The sequence below is a fragment of the Nitrospirota bacterium genome, from assembly GCA_016178585.1.
Taxonomy (GTDB): domain Bacteria; phylum Nitrospirota; class Nitrospiria; order JACQBW01; family JACQBW01; genus JACOTA01.
In genome coordinates, this window is sequence record JACOTA010000014.1 from 1 (window position 1) to 21,269 (window position 21,269).

23 protein-coding genes and 1 tRNA gene are annotated in these 21,269 nt (G+C 46.0%); 16 read left to right on the top strand and 8 right to left on the bottom strand.

The window, feature by feature from the left end:
- Positions 1 to 242: 242 nt before the first annotated feature.
- The 4 genes from HYR79_02385 to HYR79_02400 all read left to right on the top strand — a co-directional run bounded on the left by HYR79_02385 (position 243) and on the right by HYR79_02400 (position 2,548).
- Positions 243 to 551: a type II toxin-antitoxin system RelE/ParE family toxin gene (locus tag HYR79_02385; GenBank protein MBI1820535.1), complete on the top strand. Its 309-nt coding sequence runs from the start codon at positions 243 to 245 to the stop codon at positions 549 to 551.
- Positions 544 to 876 carry a putative addiction module antidote protein gene (locus HYR79_02390; protein MBI1820536.1) on the top strand — a complete coding sequence of 111 codons (333 nt, stop codon included), beginning with the start codon at positions 544 to 546 and terminating at the stop codon, positions 874 to 876. Before HYR79_02385 ends, HYR79_02390 begins: the two co-directional genes overlap by 8 nt.
- A gap of 343 nt (positions 877 to 1,219) precedes the next feature.
- Complete coding sequence (locus HYR79_02395) at positions 1,220 to 1,981, top strand: hypothetical protein (GenBank protein ID MBI1820537.1); 762 nt, start codon at positions 1,220 to 1,222, stop codon at positions 1,979 to 1,981.
- Positions 1,982 to 2,053: 72 nt separating this feature from the next.
- The gene (locus HYR79_02400; protein ID MBI1820538.1) at positions 2,054 to 2,548 is read left to right on the top strand and encodes a TlpA family protein disulfide reductase; all 495 of its coding nucleotides are present in this window, start codon (positions 2,054 to 2,056) and stop codon (positions 2,546 to 2,548) included.
- A gap of 355 nt (positions 2,549 to 2,903) precedes the next feature.
- Here HYR79_02400 and HYR79_02405 read toward each other — a convergent pair whose 3' ends face one another.
- Positions 2,904 to 3,812 carry a hypothetical protein gene (locus HYR79_02405; GenBank protein ID MBI1820539.1) on the bottom strand — a complete coding sequence of 303 codons (909 nt, stop codon included), beginning with the start codon at positions 3,810 to 3,812 and terminating at the stop codon, positions 2,904 to 2,906.
- 387 nt (positions 3,813 to 4,199) lie between these two features.
- On the opposite strand from HYR79_02405, the gene HYR79_02410 reads away from it, so the two are divergent.
- The 3 genes from HYR79_02410 to HYR79_02420 all read left to right on the top strand — a co-directional run bounded on the left by HYR79_02410 (position 4,200) and on the right by HYR79_02420 (position 5,050).
- Positions 4,200 to 4,481 carry a type II toxin-antitoxin system RelE/ParE family toxin gene (locus tag HYR79_02410; protein MBI1820540.1) on the top strand — a complete coding sequence of 94 codons (282 nt, stop codon included), beginning with the start codon at positions 4,200 to 4,202 and terminating at the stop codon, positions 4,479 to 4,481.
- 10 nt (positions 4,482 to 4,491) lie between these two features.
- Positions 4,492 to 4,818: a transcriptional regulator gene (locus tag HYR79_02415; protein ID MBI1820541.1), complete on the top strand. Its 327-nt coding sequence runs from the start codon at positions 4,492 to 4,494 to the stop codon at positions 4,816 to 4,818.
- Positions 4,819 to 4,879: 61 nt separating this feature from the next.
- Positions 4,880 to 5,050, top strand: a complete 171-nt coding sequence (locus tag HYR79_02420) for a hypothetical protein (protein ID MBI1820542.1) — start codon at positions 4,880 to 4,882, stop codon at positions 5,048 to 5,050.
- Positions 5,051 to 5,328: 278 nt separating this feature from the next.
- Here the strand turns inward: HYR79_02420 and HYR79_02425 are convergent.
- Positions 5,329 to 5,401, bottom strand: a tRNA-Phe gene (locus tag HYR79_02425).
- A 257-nt stretch (positions 5,402 to 5,658) separates the two neighbouring features.
- On the opposite strand from HYR79_02425, the gene def reads away from it, so the two are divergent.
- From def to HYR79_02470, 9 genes are all read left to right on the top strand, one after another.
- Positions 5,659 to 6,213: a peptide deformylase gene (gene def / locus HYR79_02430; GenBank protein ID MBI1820543.1), complete on the top strand. Its 555-nt coding sequence runs from the start codon at positions 5,659 to 5,661 to the stop codon at positions 6,211 to 6,213.
- Positions 6,210 to 7,949 carry an ABC transporter ATP-binding protein gene (locus tag HYR79_02435; protein ID MBI1820544.1) on the top strand — a complete coding sequence of 580 codons (1,740 nt, stop codon included), beginning with the start codon at positions 6,210 to 6,212 and terminating at the stop codon, positions 7,947 to 7,949. Before def ends, HYR79_02435 begins: the two co-directional genes overlap by 4 nt.
- Positions 7,950 to 7,985: 36 nt before the next feature.
- Entirely contained in the window at positions 7,986 to 8,372 is a 387-nt protein-coding gene (locus tag HYR79_02440) for a HEPN domain-containing protein (GenBank protein MBI1820545.1), read from the top strand.
- A 6-nt stretch (positions 8,373 to 8,378) separates the two neighbouring features.
- A complete protein-coding gene (locus HYR79_02445; protein ID MBI1820546.1) occupies positions 8,379 to 9,029 on the top strand; it encodes an LON peptidase substrate-binding domain-containing protein in 651 nt (216 codons plus the stop codon).
- Between the two features lie 36 nt (positions 9,030 to 9,065).
- On the top strand, positions 9,066 to 9,530 hold the full coding sequence (bcp, locus tag HYR79_02450) for a thioredoxin-dependent thiol peroxidase (protein ID MBI1820547.1): 465 nt from the start codon (positions 9,066 to 9,068) through the stop codon (positions 9,528 to 9,530).
- A 170-nt stretch (positions 9,531 to 9,700) separates the two neighbouring features.
- A complete protein-coding gene (locus tag HYR79_02455; protein MBI1820548.1) occupies positions 9,701 to 10,042 on the top strand; it encodes a (2Fe-2S) ferredoxin domain-containing protein in 342 nt (113 codons plus the stop codon).
- Between the two features lie 17 nt (positions 10,043 to 10,059).
- Positions 10,060 to 10,890: a 6-carboxytetrahydropterin synthase gene (locus HYR79_02460; protein MBI1820549.1), complete on the top strand. Its 831-nt coding sequence runs from the start codon at positions 10,060 to 10,062 to the stop codon at positions 10,888 to 10,890.
- A gap of 35 nt (positions 10,891 to 10,925) precedes the next feature.
- Complete coding sequence (gene folE, locus HYR79_02465; GenBank protein MBI1820550.1) at positions 10,926 to 11,516, top strand: GTP cyclohydrolase I FolE; 591 nt, start codon at positions 10,926 to 10,928, stop codon at positions 11,514 to 11,516.
- Positions 11,517 to 11,540: 24 nt separating this feature from the next.
- Entirely contained in the window at positions 11,541 to 12,053 is a 513-nt protein-coding gene (locus HYR79_02470; protein MBI1820551.1) for a hypothetical protein, read from the top strand.
- Positions 12,054 to 12,243: 190 nt separating this feature from the next.
- On the opposite strand, the gene ruvB is transcribed toward HYR79_02470, so the two are convergent.
- The 6 genes from ruvB to uvrC form a co-directional block, all read right to left on the bottom strand.
- On the bottom strand, positions 12,244 to 13,281 hold the full coding sequence (ruvB, locus tag HYR79_02475) for a Holliday junction branch migration DNA helicase RuvB (protein ID MBI1820552.1): 1,038 nt from the start codon (positions 13,279 to 13,281) through the stop codon (positions 12,244 to 12,246).
- A 12-nt stretch (positions 13,282 to 13,293) separates the two neighbouring features.
- Positions 13,294 to 13,911 (bottom strand): Holliday junction branch migration protein RuvA, encoded by a 618-nt coding sequence (ruvA, locus tag HYR79_02480; GenBank protein MBI1820553.1) that lies wholly within the window; start codon positions 13,909 to 13,911, stop codon positions 13,294 to 13,296.
- Positions 13,912 to 14,277: 366 nt separating this feature from the next.
- The gene (gene ruvC, locus HYR79_02485; GenBank protein MBI1820554.1) at positions 14,278 to 14,772 is read right to left on the bottom strand and encodes a crossover junction endodeoxyribonuclease RuvC; all 495 of its coding nucleotides are present in this window, start codon (positions 14,770 to 14,772) and stop codon (positions 14,278 to 14,280) included.
- Entirely contained in the window at positions 14,769 to 15,524 is a 756-nt protein-coding gene (locus HYR79_02490) for a YebC/PmpR family DNA-binding transcriptional regulator (protein MBI1820555.1), read from the bottom strand. The genes ruvC and HYR79_02490 overlap by 4 nt, the downstream gene beginning before the upstream one ends.
- 108 nt (positions 15,525 to 15,632) lie before the next feature.
- Entirely contained in the window at positions 15,633 to 19,112 is a 3,480-nt protein-coding gene (locus HYR79_02495) for a DEAD/DEAH box helicase (protein MBI1820556.1), read from the bottom strand.
- A 106-nt stretch (positions 19,113 to 19,218) separates the two neighbouring features.
- Complete coding sequence (gene uvrC / locus HYR79_02500; protein ID MBI1820557.1) at positions 19,219 to 21,126, bottom strand: excinuclease ABC subunit UvrC; 1,908 nt, start codon at positions 21,124 to 21,126, stop codon at positions 19,219 to 19,221.
- Positions 21,127 to 21,269 lie beyond the last annotated feature (143 nt).

Consider the following 21,269-nt stretch of genomic DNA (forward strand, 5'->3'; position numbering starts at 1 on the left):
CTGCAAGAATACGAGGAAGCAGGAAATAAATATGCGGGCAACAATCGTATTGACGATGTTTTTCCGTTGAAGCGATTTTTTCGGCAGGGGCAACGCGAATCATCCGTAAAAAATATAGGGTTTTCGTTCAGACACTAACTAAGTTGTGTGTCCAGACTTCAGAGAAAAATGCCTTTGCATTATTGTAGCTTATAAGCTATAATTTATTTGTGGAATCCTTCCCTTACACCATTGCCTACTACCTGACCGAAACGGGAAAAAAACCATTTAAAGATTGGCTCGACAACGTTAGGGATATCACGGCCAGGCAAAAAATCCGAATCAGGCTAGATCGGGTGCGGCTTGGCAACCTCGGCAAGAACCGTTCAGTTGGCGAAGGAGTGTATGAACTGAAGATCGATTACGGGCCAGGCTATCGTGTGTATTATGCGCTTGAGAAGAAAACACTCATTCTGCTTTTGATGGGCGGTGATAAGTCTTCACAAAACAAGGATATTGCCCGTGCAGGGAAGTATTGGCAAGATCATAAAAGGAGAAAAAAAGATGACTAAAAAGACAACGACCTATCAGGAAGACCTTATTGAAGCCCTGAAAGACCCTCGGGAAGCGGCTGCCTATCTAAATGTGGCAATGGAGGAAGATGACCGCGCTCTGTTTTTGCTTGCACTGAGGAATGTAGCAGAGGCGCACGGAGGCATGACTTCTGTTGCGGAAAAAGCACGTCTGAATAGAGAGAATCTCTACCGCATGCTTTCTGAGAAAGGAAATCCGGAAATTAAAAGTGTCTTCAGTCTGTTGCGATCAATGGGTCTGAAACTTACCGTTGAAGCGAAAGGTAAAGTTATAAAATCATCAAAGATCAGGAAAGCCGCTTAATTCCTTCCTGAAGTCGAGTAATTGGAAATTTTACTCTTTGTCGTAGATTTCAAGTTTGAATCGGCAGGTCTTCTATTGATTCATATTAGACGCGACGATAACAAGGTCTGTAAGACTCAAGTGGCTGAGATGATGGGGATTGTCACTTTCGTATCAAAGGCATATTATACGGAGCGGTAACCGATGTTTCGCAGATTATGCCGGTCTGTATACTCATGATTGGGCGTCCGAGAGGAACGTGAGCCTGAGCATTGAGACAGTGACGTCCAGGGATCTTTCGGTTACGTGGATCGTGCTGAGTCATGGCACCTGTATATCGAGCAAATAAAAGAGTTAGAACCGTATGAACAATACCGCTGAACACGCTTTGAGCAAGGTGCCAGAAGTGACCTTGATCTTCTGGATCATGAAAATCGCTGCCACCACCCTGGGAGAAACTGGTGGTGACGCAGTGTCGATGTCGATGAATCTGGGTTATCTGGTAGGAACCGCAATCTTTGCCGTGATTTTTCTCGTCGCAGTGACTGCACAAATCAAAGCTGAGCGTTTTCACCCTTTTCTGTACTGGACGACCATCATTGCGACCACGACAGTCGGAACAACTTTGGCCGATTTTGCGGATCGCTCGCTCGGGATCGGCTATGCAGGAGGATCTTTACTGTTGCTGATTTTGCTGATGGTTTCTTTGGCTATTTGGTATGGGTCGCTGGGATCTGTTTCTGTTGATACGGTAAGTTCGCCAAATGAAGAGATGTTCTATTGGATGACGATCATGTTTTCCCAGACTCTGGGCACCGCACTGGGAGACTGGACGGCTGATACGGCTGGCCTTGGATACGGAGGCGGGGCCATCGTCTTCAGCATGCTTTTGGGATTGGTCGTGGCTGTCTATTACGGGACAAATATCTCTAGAACGTTGCTTTTCTGGGCGGCTTTTATCCTTACCCGACCTCTTGGCGCTGTCGTGGGGGATTTTCTGGATAAGCCACTGAATGCAGGCGGCCTCGCGTTGAGTTGTTACTCTGCTTCCGCGGCCCTAATCGTATTCATCGTTGCCTGCATATTGATTTTCCCCCAGCGAAATGGAGAGCGCGCGGGCAAATAGTGTAGAATTAAGCATTTAAATAGGTTAAAATTTTAATTGTAAAAGATATCTTGTCTCTTGTTAAGGAGTCTTATGAAGCCTGTCCATCGATTTTCGTTTTGGCTGGTTCTTTTTTTTATGATCGGTTCAGTTTCATCCCTTTCAGCGGGACAATCGATTCCTGCCATCCCTTTTACCTTAAAAACGTTAGAGGGTAAAGTCATCAGCACCGATTCATTAAAGGGAAAACCGACTCTTGTGATGTTCTGGGCCTCCTGGTGTCATGTCTGTCAACAAGAGTTGCCTCATGTTAAAGAGCTTTACGAGCAGAAGCGGGAAAAACTCCAACTTGTCACCATTGGATTTGCCGATAAAGAGGAAAATATCAGAGGATATGTACAGTCCCACTCCAGCACGTTTATTTTCCCCGTAGCTTACGATCAGGGCAACGTGGTCTCGGAAGCCTATGGGATCAGAGGGACTCCGACTTTCTTTCTAATCAATGCGAAAGGGGAACTGATTGCCGGCCACCTCGGAGGGAGATTTTTAGAAAACCCCGCGTTTCGCGGTTTCTTTTCCTCTCTTTAAGCGGTGCCAGAAAAAAAGATGCCGAGAGGGTGAATCGAACACCCGACACAAGGCTTTTCAGGACTTCTTAACACTTATCCAATATGATCCATCCTGATTTATCAAGAGCTTAGGTCATTAAAAAATCATGGTGGATCGCCCTAGATCAGGGTAAGTTGGCTAAGAGTGGTAGCAAAATGGCAGCAGGATTGATGAAACTTATGTTTTTAATCATTAGCATAATTCCACAGAAATTCAGATTCCAGCCTACCCTACGAGTCCGTGAAAAAGCGGGAAGACACAATCTGCGGGTTACAAATCGGAAAGTTTAAAACAATCAAAAACATCTGCATGACCCTATATCCAGGAGACTCCATTATGGAGCCATTGGGTGAGTCCGATTAAAATCAGCTTCTGCACGTTCATTCCACTGAACAACACCACGCATGACATCCTCATATGAGGATGTGTAGTCGAAACTCAGGACGATGAGGCCGCCAACGCCAGTTGCAAGGAGCGGCCAGTCATGGTTCCAGGTCAGTTCATCCCCTCCATGGGCCGCAGTGTAAATGGGCACCACGACGGCCACCAGGGCCGCAATTGCCACTCCCAGGCGGATCAGGCCATTGCGAGTTTCACCAACATACATTTGCCCCAATCCAGGTGTTAGCGAACGCGCGGTAGCGGTCTTTTTCGATTTCCACGGAACTGTTTTTGCCTCCTGCGCTAATGCCGCCAGCGTTGAAGCAGGTTGATCTTTGATGAGCTCGTCAAATGCGGTATCAGGCGACTGGCGAGGTAGACCTTTTGCTCCTACACTGCGGTAAGCCCAACCCAGCCGATACAGGGTAAACGGTTTCAATGTTGTCTGCGGATAGTGTGTGAGCAGTGATTCCCAAAGTTGGACTGCGCTGTCCGGAGCACGATAACGAAGATCAAATAAATCAAATGACCCAGCCAGGGACTGAAACCCTGGGAAATCAGTGATGGCAGCGGCGCCCTCAGCAATATACGACGCTGCTCCTCGTGGCGGAGGCTCATAACGGTAGCGATAGAAACTTTCCGCCTGAAGAAACAAAGTTCGTTCGGGTGACGGGGACTTAAGTTCATCCACCATTTTTGCAGTTCGCTCCAAGCGCTGCTGGGCCTCGGAAAAGGCAGGATCATTTTTCTGAATGAGCGCTGAGGTCGAGCAGGCGCTCAAGAAAGCAACAATAGCCGCATAGGCGAGGGTGCTGACCCAAGGTTTCTGTGCGAATGTTCTGATACACATAAATATAAACAAATGATCTTTCGTATCCGTTTTAGTTTGTAATCTACTTCATTTGTCGATTACCTTCAACTGTTGATTTCAGTCAAAAACCTCTAATTTATCGTTTTGATTCACAAAGTGACAAAGTTAAGGTGATTGTCATCGTCCAGCGATTGGCCCTGATTTGGTGGAGAATGCAGTCAGTGGCCCTGCGAGCGTCGCATCCGGAACCGACTCTATTATCTTCGATTTAGTTTGTAATTTAGGGGCAGGCAATGCAGGTCAATTTTCTGTCGGCCTGTACCTAAGTCCCAAGAACAGAGTTAGAAAGCTGTCATTGCGAACAAAGTGAAGCAATCTCAAGACTTTACGATAAGATTGCCACGCACCCTTCGGTGCTCGCAATGACATGATTAATAAGTGGGTGCGAAGTCTATCGCTGGTCTTGGTAGTCAAGCTGCCGCAAAAGTAAGTACGGTATTATATAGATTGGAACAGGGCCACTCGTCGAATATAAAATCGGTAGGGGGAGGAGTTTTTGAATACAAAATAGACTTTGGACCAGGTTATCGGATTTATTTCGGTCAAGATGGGAATCAGCTTATTATCCTTCTCGCCGGGGGTGCAAAGAAAAGTCAAAAGAATGACATTAAAATCGCTCATGAGCGATGGGCTAGATTTAAATTAAGAAAGAAAGCGTAGGAGAAAGAATATGCCATTAACCAGAACTTTTAGAAGAACGATTATGGAACGAGCTTCCCATGATTCAAAATTTCGGCAACAGTTACTTTCTGAAGCCATTACTGAGTTTCTGGTCGGAGACCTAGCGGCTGGGAAAGCCATGCTCCGGGATTATATTAATGCCACCATAACGTTCGAAAGGCTCGCGAACGAATTAAAAAAATCGAGTAAAAGTATTCATCGAATGCTTGGACCAGGTGGTAATCCCCGGGCAGACAGTATTTTTGGGATTATTAAAGTCCTCCAAACCTATGAAAAAGTTAATCTTTTTGTAAAAGCAAACAAGGCAGCCGCCTAACTTAATAGGACTTAAAATGCTATTTTATTTCTTGCGTGAATAAGAACCCCAAAGACCTATTTTGATATGGTTTTTATCTTTCATACAAAGAAAAAAAGGGGGATATGAAGAAATACCGGAAGCGAAAGCGTATATCAAAATAGAACCGGAGGAATTTATTTTCGAGGAAGAATTAGAGGAAGGAACTCTACCCCCGGTGGCCACCCAAAATCCTCCAGTCTTGGCCAGCTGAAATTCCCCCATCTGTTGTAACCTGTTTACTATGGTTTTATAAACAGCCTCTGCAACGAGACGTTATACTACTCCCTGTACAATTTCAGTTCATTTTCTCATCTAAGCGATTTAATCCAGATTATTCACCGAATTTTTTAATTAAGGGTGAAACCGAATGTCTGTTTCTAGTCGCAGGAAATCGACTTTTTGAAACGGTGGTAGCAATTTGCATTTTTTGAGAGAGACGAGTGAGAATAAAACTATTGGAAGTGATTGAAAAGATGGGAGAAAAAAGGATGCCGAGAGGGTGAATCGAACACCCGACACAAGGCTTTTCAGGCCTCTGCTCTACCTACTGAGCTATCTCGGCATTACCATGATCCGTTGATAACGGCCCATTTGCTGCGTTCTCGCCTTTCGGCCTCCTTCAACGTACATCATTGTACGCCTCAGTCGTCCTCAAGGCTGCGGCCTAGCACCTGAGCCCTTCTCAACGGCCAGGATTCTCAACTGGGTTAAGCGCTCCAAAGTATCAAACGAAGCCTCTTCTTGTCAATAGATTTTCAAGTGTGTTAAAATACAAAGAAAAGTAAGTATTTTTATTGTCTATAGAGGTTAAAATTAAAAATGGCTGTTTTGCCCATTGCAAAACTTGGAAACCCGATTTTACGAAAAATTGCCGAACCGGTCTCCATAGAAGAATTGTTATCTGAGGGATTTCAACTCTTTATTGACGATATGATCGAAACGATGCGGGCAAAAGACGGCGTAGGACTTGCCGCGCCGCAGGTCTTTCAATCCAAACAACTGGTCGTCATCGAATCTCATTTAAATCCCCGTTATACCGAAGCGCCCGAAATTTCGCTTCTGGTTCTTGTTAATCCGCTCTTTACCTTTCTCTCTCCGGAAAAGGTGGAAGGATGGGAGGGATGTTTAAGTGTCGATAATTTAAGGGGAAAGGTTAAAAGATCAAAAAAGACCGCCTTAAAAGCGCTTGATCGAAAGGGAGAGAAAATCGAAATCGAAACCGACACGTTCCTGGCTGTCATCCTTCAGCATGAAATTGATCATCTTCATGGGAGGTTGTTTGTTGATCAAATCAGCGACGTGACCAGTCTCTCCCAATTGGAAGAATTTAACCGCTACGCCCTTGGGAATAAAGAACAAATCCCGGTCGCATGAAATCCCTTTTCAGAGTTACCCGTTATCTCAGGCCCTACCGGCCACTTGCTTTTTTAACGCTTTTCTCAGCCGGGATGATTACCCTGATCGATCTGCTCCCTCCATGGCTTATTAAGCTAACCATTGATAATGTCATCAAGGAAAATAATCTTTCATTGCTAAAATGGATCATCGCGGGACTTGTTTTCGCCTACTTATTTAAAAACCTGCTCACCCTTTTAAGAATTCGCCTGAACAATCAATTAGAGCAAAAAGTGATCTATGATATCCGGGATCATGTTTACCGGTCCCTCCAAAGACTTTCTCTGAGCTTTTTTGAGAACCGGTCGACGGGCGAAATTATGTCGCGGGTCAATAACGACGTTAACAACGTAGAGCGAATTTTTATTGACGGCATTGAAAGCATGACCGTCGCGGTTTTTACCCTGCTCGGAATCACAACGGTTCTTTTTTATTTAAACTGGAGGCTTGCGGTCCTGGCTTTGATTCCGATTCCCCTTTTGGTTTTGAGCGCGTTTAAGTTTACAAAACAAATCCACCGCCTTTACCACAATATTCGCGAAAAATCAGCTGTCCTAAACTCCCGCATTCAAGATTCTATTTCAGGAATTCGCGAGACGTTATCGTTTAATGCCCATGATTTTGAAATTTCCCGGTTTAATCAAGCCAGCGGCGAGTACTGCAAGGAAAGTTTGAAGGTGTCCCGCCTCTGGTCTCTTTATTCTCCTGGAATGATTTTCATCGGATCGCTTGGGACCCTGGTGGTTTTTGGTTTCGGAACGACTCAGGTCACTCAAGGCTCGATGACCATCGGAGAATTAATTGCTTTTCTTTCTTACCTGGCCCTTTTTTATGTGCCGATTAACCAAATCCACTCTGTCAATCATATGCTTCAACATGCCCTGGCTTCGGGAGAACGGGTGTTTGAAATTATCGACCAAAAACCGGAAATCGTAAATTCCGCCTATCCCGTTATTCCGGAATCCAAACCGAAAGGTCATATTCAATTTAATCAGGTCTCTTTCTATTACCGGCCGGAGGTTCCGGTCATTCAAGAGATAAGTTTTGAAGCCTTCCCGGGAGAAAAGATCGCGCTGGTCGGGCCCAGCGGGGCGGGAAAGAGCACTTTGATCAAGCTTTTAATGCGGTTTTACGATGTTAAAAGGGGGAGCATTTCAATTGACGGTGAAGACCTTCGAAATTTTGACCTTTCTTATTTGCGGAGTCAATTTGGAATGGTTGCCCAGGAACCCTTTCTCTTTAACGGAACGATCCGGGAAAATATCGCATACAGCCTTCTGAATGCGACAGACGGAGAGATCAAAAGCGCCGCGATTGCCGCCCGGGCAGATGAGTTTATTCAAACCTTTCCGGAGAAATACGACACCTGGATCGGAGAACGGGGCATCAAGCTTTCAACCGGACAAAAACAACGGATCGCCATCGCAAGAGCGATCTTGAAAAACGCCTCAATCATTATCCTGGATGAAGCGACCTCCAACATCGACACGGAAACAGAACTTAAAATTCAGGAGGCCCTGGAAATTTTAACGGCTCAAAAAACAACCTTCATTATCGCCCACCGCCTTTCCACCGTGCGAAACGCATCCAAGATTCTGGTCATCGACCATGGGCAGGTGGTTGAACACGGATCCCATGCGGACCTTTTAGAAAAAAAAGGGCGGTATTCGTCTCTTTACGAACACTACCTCGCTCCCGTCATTCCCCAAAACTAATTGACCGTTATTCAGGGGATATGTTAATTTACTTGCATGATCTCGACTGAACGGATTTTATTTTCTCTTCAAATGGCTGAGGAGTCTTTGCAGGAAGTTCACCTTCTTTTCAAAGACAACAAAACCCGAAGTTTGCTGAATAGTCTTTATAATGTCTTTTATTACGGGATGGAAACCCTCCTACTCAAACAGGACATTCATTGCCGGAGCCACTCCGAATTAAAAAAAACCTTTTTTGAAAAAGTAATTCGAGCCGGCTTGCTGAAAAAAGATTCTTCCCGCTGGGAAAACAAAATTGAAGACATCTTCAGGGTTAAAGAAGAAAATGAAAAAGGAAAAAAATTCACGGATGAAGAAGTTAACGATTTCATAAAAAGGGGAGAAGCGTTTCTTAAATCGGTCAAAAGATATCTTTTAGTTTAAGCCACTATGATGAAAACTTCAATTTACCCCAAGATCATTCCTCTGTTTCCGCTTCCGAATGTGGTATTTTTTCCAAAAACTTATCTCCCCCTCCACATTTTTGAGCCCCGTTACCGTGAAATGGTTGAAGACACGGAAAAAAAGGGAAAGATTATCGGCATGGTGCTCCTAAAGGACGGATGGGAGAATACCTATTATGACAAACCTGAAATTTGTTCCGAGGGATGCGCCGGCGAATTGGTCACCGTTGAGCGTCTCGAAGACAGGCGTTTCAATATTATTTTAAAGGGTCTTTTCAGGTTTTCGGTTAAGGATCAGTTTTTTGATAAAAATTACCGTCAGGCCCTGGTAGAGCCTTTTACTCAGGATAAAACTGGCGGAAATTTACCTCTTAAACTGAAAGAAGATTTGCTCACCCTCCTTAAAAAACTGGCCAATCGGACGAAAGGATACGAACAGTTCCTTTCTCTCTTAAAAACAGGCGTTGACGATGAAACTTTAATTCATATGCTTTGTTATAGCCTGCAATTCTCGAATTTAGAAAAACAGTTTCTTTTGGAATCAGAAAATTTACCGCAGCAGGCAAAAAGATTAATGGAATTGATTCGATTCCAGACGTTAGAAATTAAACCCTCTTCCCCTTCTGAACCAGGATAAACGCCTGTCGTTCAGAGAATTTGCAGGAGAAACATGATGGCCAAGGAACTTGAAGCGGGGGATAAAGCCCCTGATTTTAATCTACCCTCTTCCACGGGAGAAAACATTTCATTAAAATCTCTTAAAGGAAAATCTGTCGTCTTGTATTTTTATCCGAAAGACGATACGCCAGGATGCACGAAAGAGTCTTGCGGATTCCGGGATGAATTGAGTCAATTTAATAAAGCTTCGGCAGTTATCCTGGGTGTAAGCAACGATTCGCTTGATTCCCACCAGAAGTTTATCAAAAAATACTCCCTTACCTTTGCCCTTCTGTCTGACGAAGACCACGCCGTTTCGGAAAAATACGGCGTTTATAAAGAAAAAAACATGTACGGAAAAAAATACTGGGGAATTGAGCGGTCAACCTTCGTCATTGACCCCGAGGGGAAGATCAAGCAGATTTTTCGTAAAGTAAAAGTCGATAACCATATCCAGGAAGTCCTGAACGCACTGGCCTGAAGCCCTCCGGGGTTATTACTCAGTCACCGGGGTAGAACTCAAGGAACGGATACCCGGGTTCAGGCCCAAGAACAGAGTTAGAAAGCTGTCATTGCGAACAAAGTGAAGCAATCTCAAGACTTTACGATAAGATTGCCACGCACCCTTCGGTGCTCGCAATGACATGATTAATAAGTGGGTGCGAAGTCTATCGCTGGTCTTGCGTTCTCGTTTGCACCAATAACCGCCCTCCAGGCCACCCCAGGGGGTCTTGCGGAGAAAAAGGATCAAACCCGTTACTCACCCATTTCATGGCCGAAATCGAAAAAAACAACCTTTTTGGAGATGTTATCGTCACCGGTTCCACCTGCGTCGGCCCCTGCCCCCTGGGCCCCCTGGTGATTGTCTATCCCGATGCCGTTTGGTATCAAAAGGTCTCCTCTCCGGCTGACGTGGCGGCCATCGTCAAAGAACATATTCAGGAAGGAAAACCAGTCGAACGCCTCAGGTTCCCTGATGCCATGTGGGGTTAAAGGTTTAGTTTAAACCGATGAGTTTGTTATATCTTACAAAACGGATTGAATTTTCATCGTCTCATTTTTATTTTAATTCCCGGTGGAACCAGGATGAAAATGTCCGGCGCTTTGGAAAAGAAACCAATACCCATGGACATAATTATCTTTTGGAGCTTTCTCTTGAAGGCGAGGTTGATTCGATTACCGGAATGGTCATCAATACGGTTGAGCTTAAAGAAAAGGTCGTTCAGCTGTTAAATGAGTTCGATCATAAACACCTGAACCTCGACACCCCTTATTTTCAGAACAAACTTCCGACAGTTGAAAATATCGCCAGAACCCTTGGAGAACATTTTCAACTTCAAAATAAGGGACTGAACCTCTCCAGAATACGACTTTACGAAAACGAAGATTCTTTTTCGGATTGCTTCGTTTCCCAAAAAGGGACGCCTATGGAAAAAAAATTGTTCTTAACCACCAAAACCTACCGGTTTTCTTCGGCCCATCGGCTTCATTCCAAGCAGCTTTCCGATCAGGAAAACCAAAGGATTTACGGAAAATGCAACAATCCGAACAGCCACGGCCATAATTATGTTTTAGAGGTCACTTTAAAAGGGACTTTTGATCCGGCCGGTGGGGTTATTGACGACCCTGAAAGTCCAGATCACCATATCCAGAAGGAAGTGGTTGAACGGTATGACCATCATTTTCTGGATCAAGACTTTGAAGAATTTAAAGACAAGGTCTCCACGGCTGAAAATATTCTGGTTATTATCTGGAACCGGTTGACCCCTTTTCTATCGAACCGCCTCTATAAGTTAAAACTGATTGAAACCCGGGATAATTACTTTGAATATTATGGATAATTCCCGTTTCGAAGCCGATCGGAGCAACCCTTAGCATGAAAAAAAATAAAGAGGATAACGACAAGAATAAAGAGATGCGGGAACTGATCGCACGCCAGCTTCTGCTTTTGGGAGAAGATCCCCTGCGGGATGGCCTGGCGAGAACCCCTGAGCGGGTACAAAAGGCGCTGGAATTCTTTACGCAGGGGTACAAACAGGATTTAAAAGAAATCCTGAATGACGCGCTCTTTGACATCGAATACGAAGAAATGCTGATTGTCAGAGACATTGATTTTTTTAGCCTCTGCGAACACCACCTCCTTCCGTTTTTCGGAAAGTGCCATGTCGCCTATATTCCAAGTAAAAAAGTCATCGGATTAAGCAAGCTTCCGCGGATCGTTGAAGTGTTCAGCCGGCGCCTGCAGGTGCAGGAACGTCTAACCAAGCAGATCGCCGAAGCCATTCAGGAAACGATTTCACCTTTAGGGGTCGGGGTGGTGATGAAAGCCCAGCACCTCTGTATGATGATGCGGGGCGTTGAAAAACAAAACACCCTGGCGGTTTCCAGCGCCATGCTCGGTTCTTTCCGAAAAGACCAAAAAACCAGAGATGAGTTTCTAAACCTCATCAATAGCGTCCCCCATTAATCTTCTTTCAAAAGGACCAAGCCTATGAGTGTTGACGCCGTCATGAGATTCCTCCATTTTCTGGGTTTTATCACCTGGGTCGGGGGAATGATGTTTCAACTTGTTGCCCTTCAGCCCTTTTTAAAGACCCAGGAACTTCCGGTTCGGCTCCCTCTCCTGTTCCCGATCATCAGGAGGTTTTTAATGATGACCTGGGCTTCAATTACCCTTTTGCTCATTTCGGGATCGGATATGCTGATCCGGGTTTTTGTTGAACAAAAAGTCTCTCTCGTTTCCCGGCTGGGAATGCTCCTTTTGTTGAAATTCATGATCGTTGGATTGATGTTTGTTTTATTCGGGTATCTTTTTTTCGGTTATTTTTTTGACTTTAGAATTCATTACCGCGCGCTCCTCCGCAAACCCGAACCCAAAGAAGCGGAACAACACTATCATGCCATTGAGGATATGCTTCCTGCCATGAAAAACCTTACCATCGTCAATCTGGTCCTGGGATTTACAGCAATCCTGGTCATCGAAATGGGCCTCTACAGCATTTAACTTGTTTAAAATCATTTCCAACGAGCGGTGGCCTTTCATACGAAAGGGCCTGGTGTGACCTGAACGGAGACTTCGGCGAAGTTTGCTTATCCCACCCTAATGTAAAAATCCAGAGATGAGGATAACTTCGCCGGCGTCGGAGAGACGGTCATTCCAGACCCTTGAGAACCGTCGAGCAGCCGATTAAAGTTTAAAGGAGTTTTGCCTGGATTTCTCCGGCGGTTTCTTTAAGCAGATTTTTTTTCAGGCCAAACAAAGAGTAAGCCATTTCCGTTGCCTGCCTTCCCCTCGGGGTCCGGTCGATAAATCCATTTTGAATCAGGTAGGGCTCGTAGACATCTTCAAGGGTCTCTTTTTCTTCATTCATGGCGGCGGCCAGCGTATCCACACCCACCGGACCTCCCCCGAACTTCTCAATAACCGTTCTGAGGAGTTTTCGGTCCATCGCATCAAGCCCCAGGGAGTCTATTTCAAGAAGGGCTAAACCCTCTTTGGCAACGTCAAGGGTAATCGCTCCTTCCGCCCTGATTTCGGCGAAATCCCTGACCCGGCGCAGAAGACGATTCGCAATTCTCGGCGTTCCTCTTGACCTGCCCGCGATTTCAAAAGAACCTTTTTCATCAATGGAAACATTTAAAATGGAGGCAGAGCGTTTAACAATGGTGGCCAACTCCTTTGGGGTGTAAAAATCAAGCCGTTGGACGACGCCAAAACGGTCGCGAAGGGGGGAAGTAATCAGACCCGCCCGGGTCGTAGCCCCCACGAGCGTAAATTTTGGGAGGTCAATTTTAATCGTTCTCGCCGACGGCCCCTGACCAATAATGAGATCGAGTTGAAAATCTTCCATCGCGGGGTAAAGAATCTCTTCGACAGAGGGCGTGAGACGGTGAATTTCATCGATAAAGAAAACATCTTTATCCGTCAAATTACTGAGAATAGCCGCCAGATCGCCTTGATGCTCGATGGCGGGGCCGGAGGTCGCCTTAATATTGACCCCCATCTCCCTGGCTATAATATACGCCAGCGTCGTCTTTCCGAGACCGGGGGGACCGTAAAAAATAACATGGTCCAGGACCTCTCCCCTTTTTTTAGCGGCTTCTATATAGATTTTGAGCGTTTCTTTAATTCGGTCCTGACCGACATATTGAGACAGGCTCTGCGGACGAAGATTTTGTTCTATTTTAGACTCTTCTTCGTTTTGTTCAGGCTGGAAGATACCGGAATCCATTTTTCTTTTTTCCTATCCCTGGCCCAGCAGTTTTAACGATTCCTTGATCAATCCTTCAACAGACAATTCTGGATTTGTCCGGATAAAATTTTCAATTTTGGGTCTAATCGTCAAACGATTATACCCTAAATTAACCAGTGCGGAAAGGACATCGTCTAATCGCGAGCTTCGAGGTTCGAAGGGTTCCACGGAAAGCGACAGGGGCGAGATTTTTATTTCCAGAGCCAAACTATTTATCTTTTCTTTTAATTCAAGGAGCATTCTTCCCGCTGTTTTTTTCCCGATCCCGGAAATTGAACTGAGTTTTGCCAGATCCTCTTGCTGAACCGCTTTGATTAATTCATGGGACGATAACCCTGATAAAATCGTTATTGCCAGTTTTGGGCCTATTCCCGAGACTCCCAAAAGAAGCGTGAAAAGCTCCCGGTCGGCCTGGGTTAAAAATCCAAACAGCAAAATCGCATCTTCCCGGACATGGGTGTAAATATAGAGGCTAACCGATGTTTTAATTTCCGGGAGAGCATAAAAAGTCGGTAAAGAGGTTTGAACCTGGTACCCGACATTGTTAACGTCCAGGATGATCATCTGGGGCGTTTTATGAATAAGCGTGCCGTTCAGCCAGGCAATCATACCTTATCATATTCAGGGGCCCGTGCGGTTTCACTCCGTGAAATCCTCCGATGCCCCCGAACCCCTCGTTCCGCACCGGCTAAGCCGGTTGCTTCATCTATTCATATTCAGGGGCCTTCGAGAAACTCACTCTCAATGCCCCCGAACCCCTCGTTCCACACCGGCTAAGCCGGTTGCTTCATCTATTCATATTCAGGGGCCTTCGAGAAACTCACTATCAATGCCCCCGAACCCCGCGTTCCGCACCGGCTAAGCCGGTTGCTTCATCTATTCATATTCAGGGGCCTTCGAGAAACTCACTCTCAATGCCCCCGAACCCCGCGTTCGGCCAGGCAAAGCCTGCGCCTCTCTCTTTTACCCTACGCCTCAACGCGGCGTTAAAATCTGGTTCATTTTAATGGAATGGTGGTGGCAAATTGCCGCCGCAAGCGCATCGGCCGCATGATCGGATTGAGGGGTTTCTTTGAGCGAAAGAAGCCGGCCTACCATCATTTGGACCTGGGTTTTCTGGGCCGCGCCATAGCCGGTAATGGCGAGCTTTATCTGAGTGGGGGTATATTCAGCGACCGAAAGGCCGTAAAGCTCTCCTACCAGCAGGGCCACCCCTCTGGCCTGACCTAACTTAAAAGCAATCTGAATGTTTTTGGACAAAAAGGTGTTCTCCACAACAATGGCTTCGGGAGAGAACTGTTCAACGACTTCAACGAGTCCATCATGAATTTTTTTAAGTTTTTTGGATAGGGGAAGGCTGGATGTTGTCGTGATGACTCCCATTCCTCCACAGGAAAGCTTTCCGGAGTTTTCATCAACGATTCCATAACCTGTAGATTGGGTTCCGGGATCAATTCCCAACACTCTCATTTGGCGGAGACGAGTTGTTCCATTAACTGATCCGAAATATCAAAGTTCGCGTAGGCGTTTTGAACATCGTCATGATCTTCCAACATATCCATCAGACGAAGCATTTGAGCCGCGTCTTTTCCCTCTAACTTGATATAGGTCTGGGGAACCATCGTCACGTCGGCGTAAGAGGTTTCAATATGATTGTTTTTCAGCGCCGTTTTAACATTTTCAAAGGAATGAGCGTCGGTATAGACTTCGTACTGGGTGTCGGTCGTTTTTATATCTTCGCCCCCGGCGTCCAGCACAAGGTTCATCAGGTCGTCCTCTTTTACCTTATTTTTGTCAACCGTGATAAACCCTTTCTTATGAAACATCCAGGCAACACAACCGGCTTCTCCCAAATTACCGCCATGTTTTGAAAAAATCTGGCGGATTTCAGGAGCCGTCCTGTTCTTATTATCTGTGGTAATATCCAAAAGCATCGCGACCCCTCCCGGGCCGTATCCTTCATACCGGATCTCTTCGTAATTCACCCCTGGAAGCTCACCGGTCCCCTTGGCAATGGCTTTATGAATATTATCGGCAGGCATATTGACATCTTTGGCTTTTAGAATGGCGGCCCTTAACCGGGGGTTTCCTTCAGGGTCTCCTCCCCCAATCCTTGCGGCAATGGTAATTTCACGAATAATTTTGGTAAAGGCTTTGCCCCGTTTGGCATCGATAATCGCTTTTTTATGTTTTGTCGTCGCCCATTTAGAATGACCTGACATGACCCGATCCTCTATAATTTAGAATTTCTGAACCTTTCTTTCAATTGCGAACAAAGGTTATCGCTCTCTTTGTACCACAAAACCGATAAATGAGTCAAACCTTGAACCTCAATCTGCCAGGAGGAAATCAAAATCAGACCTGGAGATTGAAAAACCTTTTCCGGTCCGTAAGGAATCTCCCATAACCGCTTCATAGAGGGCCAGCTTCTTTTTCTTCAATTCCATCATCTTTTCTTCAATCGTATGGCGCATGAGGATTCTCATGATGGTGACCTTGTTCGTTTGCCCGATCCGGTGGGCCCGATCGGAAGCCTGGTTTTCGACAGCCGGATTCCACCAGGGATCGAGATGAAAGACATACGAAGCCCGGGTCAGGTTCAACCCCTGGCCCCCCGCCTTCAAGCTGAGCAAGAAAACAGCGGGCTTCTCACCCGCCTGAAACTCATTAACGAGATCTTTTCTTTTGCCGGCAAGCGTCGAACCATCCAGTCTGGAAAACCCGAGTTCTTCGTTTCTCAAAGCCTCTTCCAGAATATCCAGAAATGAAGTGAACTGGGAAAAAACAAGGGCGCTGTACCCCTCTTCCAAAACCTGTTTTAGCTGCCCGGTTAAAAATTCAATCTTCGGGGAAGGCTCCATGTTTTTCGGGTCGATTAACCGGGGGGAAACGCAGATCTGCCTGAGCCGTAACAGGGCGGTCAGAGCGATGATCTGCGCCTGGGGGCCGGTTTTCATCCGGTAAGCGTCATCAATAATCGATTTTGTGCGGGCAACGGTCAGTTGATAGAGCTCTTTCTGTTTCTTCGTCAACTCCAGATAGATATTCGTCTCTATCTTCGGAGGAAGGTCTTTTAATATTTTTTCTTTTGTCCTCCTCAACACAAACGGCCGGGTCCTGCAGAGAAACCTGTCAAGGGAAGGAGACGTCTCAACCTTAATCAACGGCTTGAACTGATCATATTCTCCCAGCAAACCGGGTAGAGAGAGGTCAATCAGGGAGTAGTATTCTCCAAGATGATTTTCAAGCGGTGTCCCGGTCATCACGAGTTTGAAGTACCCTTTCAACTGCCGTACGGCTCCGGTGGTATCGGCGTAGATATTTTTAACGGCCTGAGCTTCGTCAAAGACAATGACATGGAACGGAATCTCTTTTAAGAGTTCGATGTCCCTCCGGACAAACCCATACGTTGTGATGACCAGATCAGCGTCTTTAAAGTCTACTCTCCTCTCTTTGCCTGTATAAACGTGGACTTTCAAGTCAGGATAAAACCGGGCGATTTCATTTTCCCAATTAAAAACAAGGGATGTCGGGACGACAACCAGATGGGGGTTCCGGACGGGATGAAGGGGAATAACGCAAGCCTCCTTAATTCCGCCTAACAGGCTGATGGCCTGAAGCGTTTTGCCCAATCCCATATCATCGGCCAGACACCCTCCCAGCCTGTGCTGATAGAGAAATACGAGCCAATCATATCCCTCTTTTTGATAGGGGCGCAGTTTTACTTTGAGATTGGCCGGCAGGGGTGTTTTTTCAATTTTTTCAAAATGGGTCAATCGTTCGATCAGCCGCTCATCTTCCGGCGAGAGTTTTACCGTTACACCCTGTTTTCGCAGGTCAATCCAATCGAGAAGCCGGAGCCGGGGCATTCTGACGATCTCTTTCCTCTCTTCTTTCCCCGGACCGGAGGTCCGGGAAATCTCAAGAATCGATTTCATGATTTCCTGCGCGTTCGAATCCACCACCTGGACAGAATCTTCTTTCTCGACGACTCCCTTCCGGTTCAGAAAATCGCGCCACATGTCTTCTCTGACCTCGTCTCCGCCGCAGCGGATTTCAGGTTTAATCTCAAACCAATCGATTCCGGATGACCGGGTCAGATCAAATGAAAACTCCCACGACGAACTCCTGACCCGTTTATGATTATAGTAAAGTTCTATTCCATGCTCTTTAAGTTTCAAATAAAGAGCAGAGAGGTTTTCATGAAGTCTGTTCAAGGGAACAGCGAGTTCATCATGGACTGTCATCCCTTTAAAAACCTCTATTCCAAATAACTCATAAGGGATCTGATAAAGAAGAGCCTCTTTTGATTTGTCATTCCTGCTGACAAACCATTTTCCTTCATTCAACCAGATCCGTTCATCCTCCGCTTTAAAAACAGAATAAAAATACCGCAATACCTGCTTTGCCGATCTTTTAGTTTCAGGCCGGCTAAAATCTCCTTCCAGAAGCCCTTCTCCGATCATTTTTTCCGGTTTTGACTTTTTATCGGCTTGCAGGAGCCTGAAGAAAATATCATAAAGGACCTTCTTCCTTTTCTGAGCGCTCAATGGCGGATGAAATTTCCTGCCGGTTTCAAGCAAGGGGAACAATCTGAAGAGAGACGTCAGGGTAGCCCCTGCCGATTGACCCAGCCGGGTCTCGGTTTTTAATTGCGCCTGCTCCGGATTTTTTTGATGAAGATGAATGGCAAGGCGGCAGTCCGGCTCTCCTTCCCGAAGGGAAAAAATTTCTCCGTTGACCTTTAAAATCAGACGGCTCGACAGCTCCTCCCGAAAATCCGCTCCCAGAAGAATCTGCGCCGATTTAAAATAATCGTTCGGCGCCTCAAAAACATTGACCCGTTCTCCATTTAGAAAGTCAGAAGCATAAAACGCTTCTTCTCCTCCTGGATCTGCCCCGTCAGGACCCTCTCCGGAACCATAAAACAGATCGTAGAGCCGGTCAAACAAACGCCACCCGCCTTCTTCTTTTTCCATTTTGACCAGCCGGTTTTTTTCAAGATCGGCTAAAAACCCGGAAAACCGGAAAAAATTTTCAGAGGCCTCGCCATCGATCAGGCATTTGGCTTTAATGGAGACTTTTTTTTCCGAGGCGTCCAGTTCGGTCCAGGATTTAACTTTTAATTCCGGCTCCCACCGGATGGGTCGGCTCCCCTGTCCGGTTTCCAATACCAGAGGATAGGTATTACCGAAGCGGGCTAAATAGAATGCGATATCCCTTACCGAATAAGAGGGAGAATAATCGGAAAAAGAGTGATAAAAACAGGCGCTCAATTCCGCGGGAATGCTTTGAGGGGAAAAAACCTTTGCGCCGTTTTTCAGGAGGGAGAGCGCCGGAACACCGTACCGGATATGAATGACCACTTCGTATTTGTCTTCCATTTTCTTTTGAACAGGCGCCTTCTTATTCAAGACATTTTTGCCGTTTATGGAAAGACTTTCCATTAAAGATTCCTTATACCAGGAGTTGTTGAGCGGAATAGAAGTTAAATCGGGAGAAAGAAGGTTTTTCGTCGTTAAAAGAACGCAGATCACATGTTTACAGGGAAAAGCGGGCACCCAGGCCGGGCAGGTACAGGAGAATTTTATTTGTTCATCTTGCGCAAAAATTTCGACTTTGTAACGCCGGGTTCCCCGGACATAGGCCGTTAAAACGGAAAAATCAGGGTTCCATTCATAAAGTTCCACCCTCCTCCCTTTCACATATTCAAAACCGCGGACAACCACCTCTTTTGAATTAAGGTTGTAAATCGTATTTAAAGGAAGGTCATTCAGGCTGTTAAGGATTTCAGGCTGTTCGAGGATCATTTTTTGGGTTATCCCTGATATTTTTTAAAAAGAAGCTGATGGGCAATAACCGGATGATTATGAAAGAAGCATAAAATGAAGTAAAGGATATTTTGGGGCAGGAAGGCTATTTCAGAGGATGTAATTCCTGATAAAGTTTTCGGGCAACCGCGGCGGTCATCCCTTTGACCTCCTCCAGTTCTTCCAGCGCGGCGGTTTTTATTCTTGTCACCGATTTAAAGTGTTTTAAGAGCGCCTTTTTCCGCACCGCCCCGACTCCCGGAATTTGATCTAAAAAGGAGGCCACCATCCGCTTGCCCCGTAAATTTCTATGGTAGGATACCGCAAAACGGTGGGCTTCGTCCCTCAGTTGAACCAGTAAATGGGTCACCGGAGAACGGGGATCCAGGATCATTGGCCAGGATTGATCCGGAAAATAAATCCTTTCTTCTTTTTCTCCTTTTTCTTTAGCAAGACCCACCAGTGAAATTGAGCCAAACCCGGCTTCGCCCAATGCCTCCCTTGCCAGGGAGAGCTGACCCTTTCCTCCGTCAATGACGAGGAGGTCAGGCAGGCTTTCTATTGCAGGGGCTTGCGTCGCCCCCTTCACCGGCAGAGCCGGATGAAGCTTCCCCCTCTTGCTCGCATTGCTCGCCGGGAGATCTACATTTCCTTTCATACCGCCAAAACGCCGGGAAACAATCTCATGGATCATGGCAAAATCATTTGGCCCTTCCACGGTTTTAATATGATACCGGCGATATTCATTTTTATTCATTTTTCCATCGGTCATCACCACGAGGGAACCTACGGCATCACTTCCCATAATGTTTGAAATGTCGATCCCCTCGATCCTGCGGGGAAGGGTATTGAGTTTTAACAGGCTTTCCATCTGTTTTAAGACGGCCCGACTCCCCTCTTTCGCCCTCACTTTCGTTTGAAGCGTCAACCGGGCATTCTCCTCCGCCATCTGAAGGAGCTGATAATCCTTTCCGCGGCCGGGAGAACGTAAATAAGCGGCCTTGCCCCTTTTTTCGGTTAGCCAGCTTTCAATTAACGTTTTTTCAGAGAGTTCAATGGGAACAAAAATTTCCTTCGGGATAAGGCCCTCTTTCGCGTAAAATTGTTCTATAAATGAGGCATAGAGCTCCTCGTCTTTTTCTTCGGTGAGTTGATCCCAGAAGAAATCGGATCGCCCGATTAATAAACCCCCGCGGATAAAAAGGATTTGAATGTCGGCATATTTTCCTTCACGGGCCAGGGCGATCACATCCTGGTCTTCCATCCGGGTTGACGAAACCCTTTGCCGCTCCAAAACCTTTGAAATTTGAGAAATCCTGTCCCGTATCCGCCCCGCCTCCTCAAATTGTTCACGCTCGGCGCACCCTTCCATTTCTTTTTGTAAAACCGTTAAGAGTTCCCGGTCTTTCCCCTCCAGAAAAAGCCTGACCTGATCGACAATGGCCCCGTACTCTTCCCTGGATTGATTTCCGGTGCAGGGAGCCAGGCACCGCTTAATTTGAAATTCGATGCAGGCCCTTTCTGCCGTTCCGTCAATGTCTATCGCACAGGTGGCTAAGGGGAAATATTTTTGGATCCATTTTATCGTCTCCCGCATGGCCGTGGTCGGGACATAAGGGCCGAAGTAAAGATTACCGTCTTTTTTAACGCGTCGGACAATTTTTAACCGGGGAAAATCTTCGGTAACGGGAAGACAGAGATAGGGGTACTGCTTGTCATCCCGGAGAACGATATTATATTTGGGTTTATGTTTTTTGACCAAATTGCTTTCTAATAAAAGGGCTTCCAGTTCCGATTGGGTGGCGATGGAGTCGATTTCGGCGATCTGCGATACCATGAGACTGGTTTTCAGGGAAGGATTCGCTCCGGCCTGAAAATAAGACCTGACGCGATTTTTTAACGATAAGGCTTTCCCGATATAAATTATCGTCCCTTTATTATTTTTAAAAAGATAAACCCCCGGGGTGGAGGGTAAATGGGAAAGTTTATTTTGAAGGGCGTCAGGCGTAACCATATAAAAATTTTGTAACTACTCAGGTCTCCCCCGCCTAAAGTAAGGTTTCATTTTTTGCTGGACTTCCAAATCCATATATGGCATATTGTCTCCTATGCAAGAGACAATCGCATGCCAGGGTCTCCATTTGGATGTTGCCAACC

What these genes read in the sequence shown, in the direction of transcription:
- HYR79_02390 (MBI1820536.1), top strand. Translation starts at nt 544, where the DNA reads ATGACTAAAAAGACAACGACCTATCAGGAAGACCTTATTGAAGCCCTG.
- HYR79_02395 (MBI1820537.1), top strand. Translation starts at nt 1,220, where the DNA reads ATGAACAATACCGCTGAACACGCTTTGAGCAAGGTGCCAGAAGTGACC.
- HYR79_02400 (MBI1820538.1), top strand. Translation starts at nt 2,054, where the DNA reads ATGAAGCCTGTCCATCGATTTTCGTTTTGGCTGGTTCTTTTTTTTATG.
- HYR79_02415 (MBI1820541.1), top strand. Translation starts at nt 4,492, where the DNA reads ATGCCATTAACCAGAACTTTTAGAAGAACGATTATGGAACGAGCTTCC.
- def (MBI1820543.1), top strand. Translation starts at nt 5,659, where the DNA reads ATGGCTGTTTTGCCCATTGCAAAACTTGGAAACCCGATTTTACGAAAA.
- HYR79_02435 (MBI1820544.1), top strand. Translation starts at nt 6,210, where the DNA reads ATGAAATCCCTTTTCAGAGTTACCCGTTATCTCAGGCCCTACCGGCCA.
- HYR79_02440 (MBI1820545.1), top strand. Translation starts at nt 7,986, where the DNA reads ATGATCTCGACTGAACGGATTTTATTTTCTCTTCAAATGGCTGAGGAG.
- HYR79_02445 (MBI1820546.1), top strand. Translation starts at nt 8,379, where the DNA reads ATGATGAAAACTTCAATTTACCCCAAGATCATTCCTCTGTTTCCGCTT.
- bcp (MBI1820547.1), top strand. Translation starts at nt 9,066, where the DNA reads ATGGCCAAGGAACTTGAAGCGGGGGATAAAGCCCCTGATTTTAATCTA.
- HYR79_02460 (MBI1820549.1), top strand. Translation starts at nt 10,060, where the DNA reads ATGAGTTTGTTATATCTTACAAAACGGATTGAATTTTCATCGTCTCAT.
- folE (MBI1820550.1), top strand. Translation starts at nt 10,926, where the DNA reads ATGAAAAAAAATAAAGAGGATAACGACAAGAATAAAGAGATGCGGGAA.
- HYR79_02470 (MBI1820551.1), top strand. Translation starts at nt 11,541, where the DNA reads ATGAGTGTTGACGCCGTCATGAGATTCCTCCATTTTCTGGGTTTTATC.
- ruvB (MBI1820552.1), bottom strand. Translation starts at nt 13,281, where the DNA reads ATGGATTCCGGTATCTTCCAGCCTGAACAAAACGAAGAAGAGTCTAAA.
- ruvA (MBI1820553.1), bottom strand. Translation starts at nt 13,911, where the DNA reads ATGATTGCCTGGCTGAACGGCACGCTTATTCATAAAACGCCCCAGATG.
- ruvC (MBI1820554.1), bottom strand. Translation starts at nt 14,772, where the DNA reads ATGAGAGTGTTGGGAATTGATCCCGGAACCCAATCTACAGGTTATGGA.
- HYR79_02490 (MBI1820555.1), bottom strand. Translation starts at nt 15,524, where the DNA reads ATGTCAGGTCATTCTAAATGGGCGACGACAAAACATAAAAAAGCGATT.
- HYR79_02495 (MBI1820556.1), bottom strand. Translation starts at nt 19,112, where the DNA reads ATGATCCTCGAACAGCCTGAAATCCTTAACAGCCTGAATGACCTTCCT.
- uvrC (MBI1820557.1), bottom strand. Translation starts at nt 21,126, where the DNA reads ATGGTTACGCCTGACGCCCTTCAAAATAAACTTTCCCATTTACCCTCC.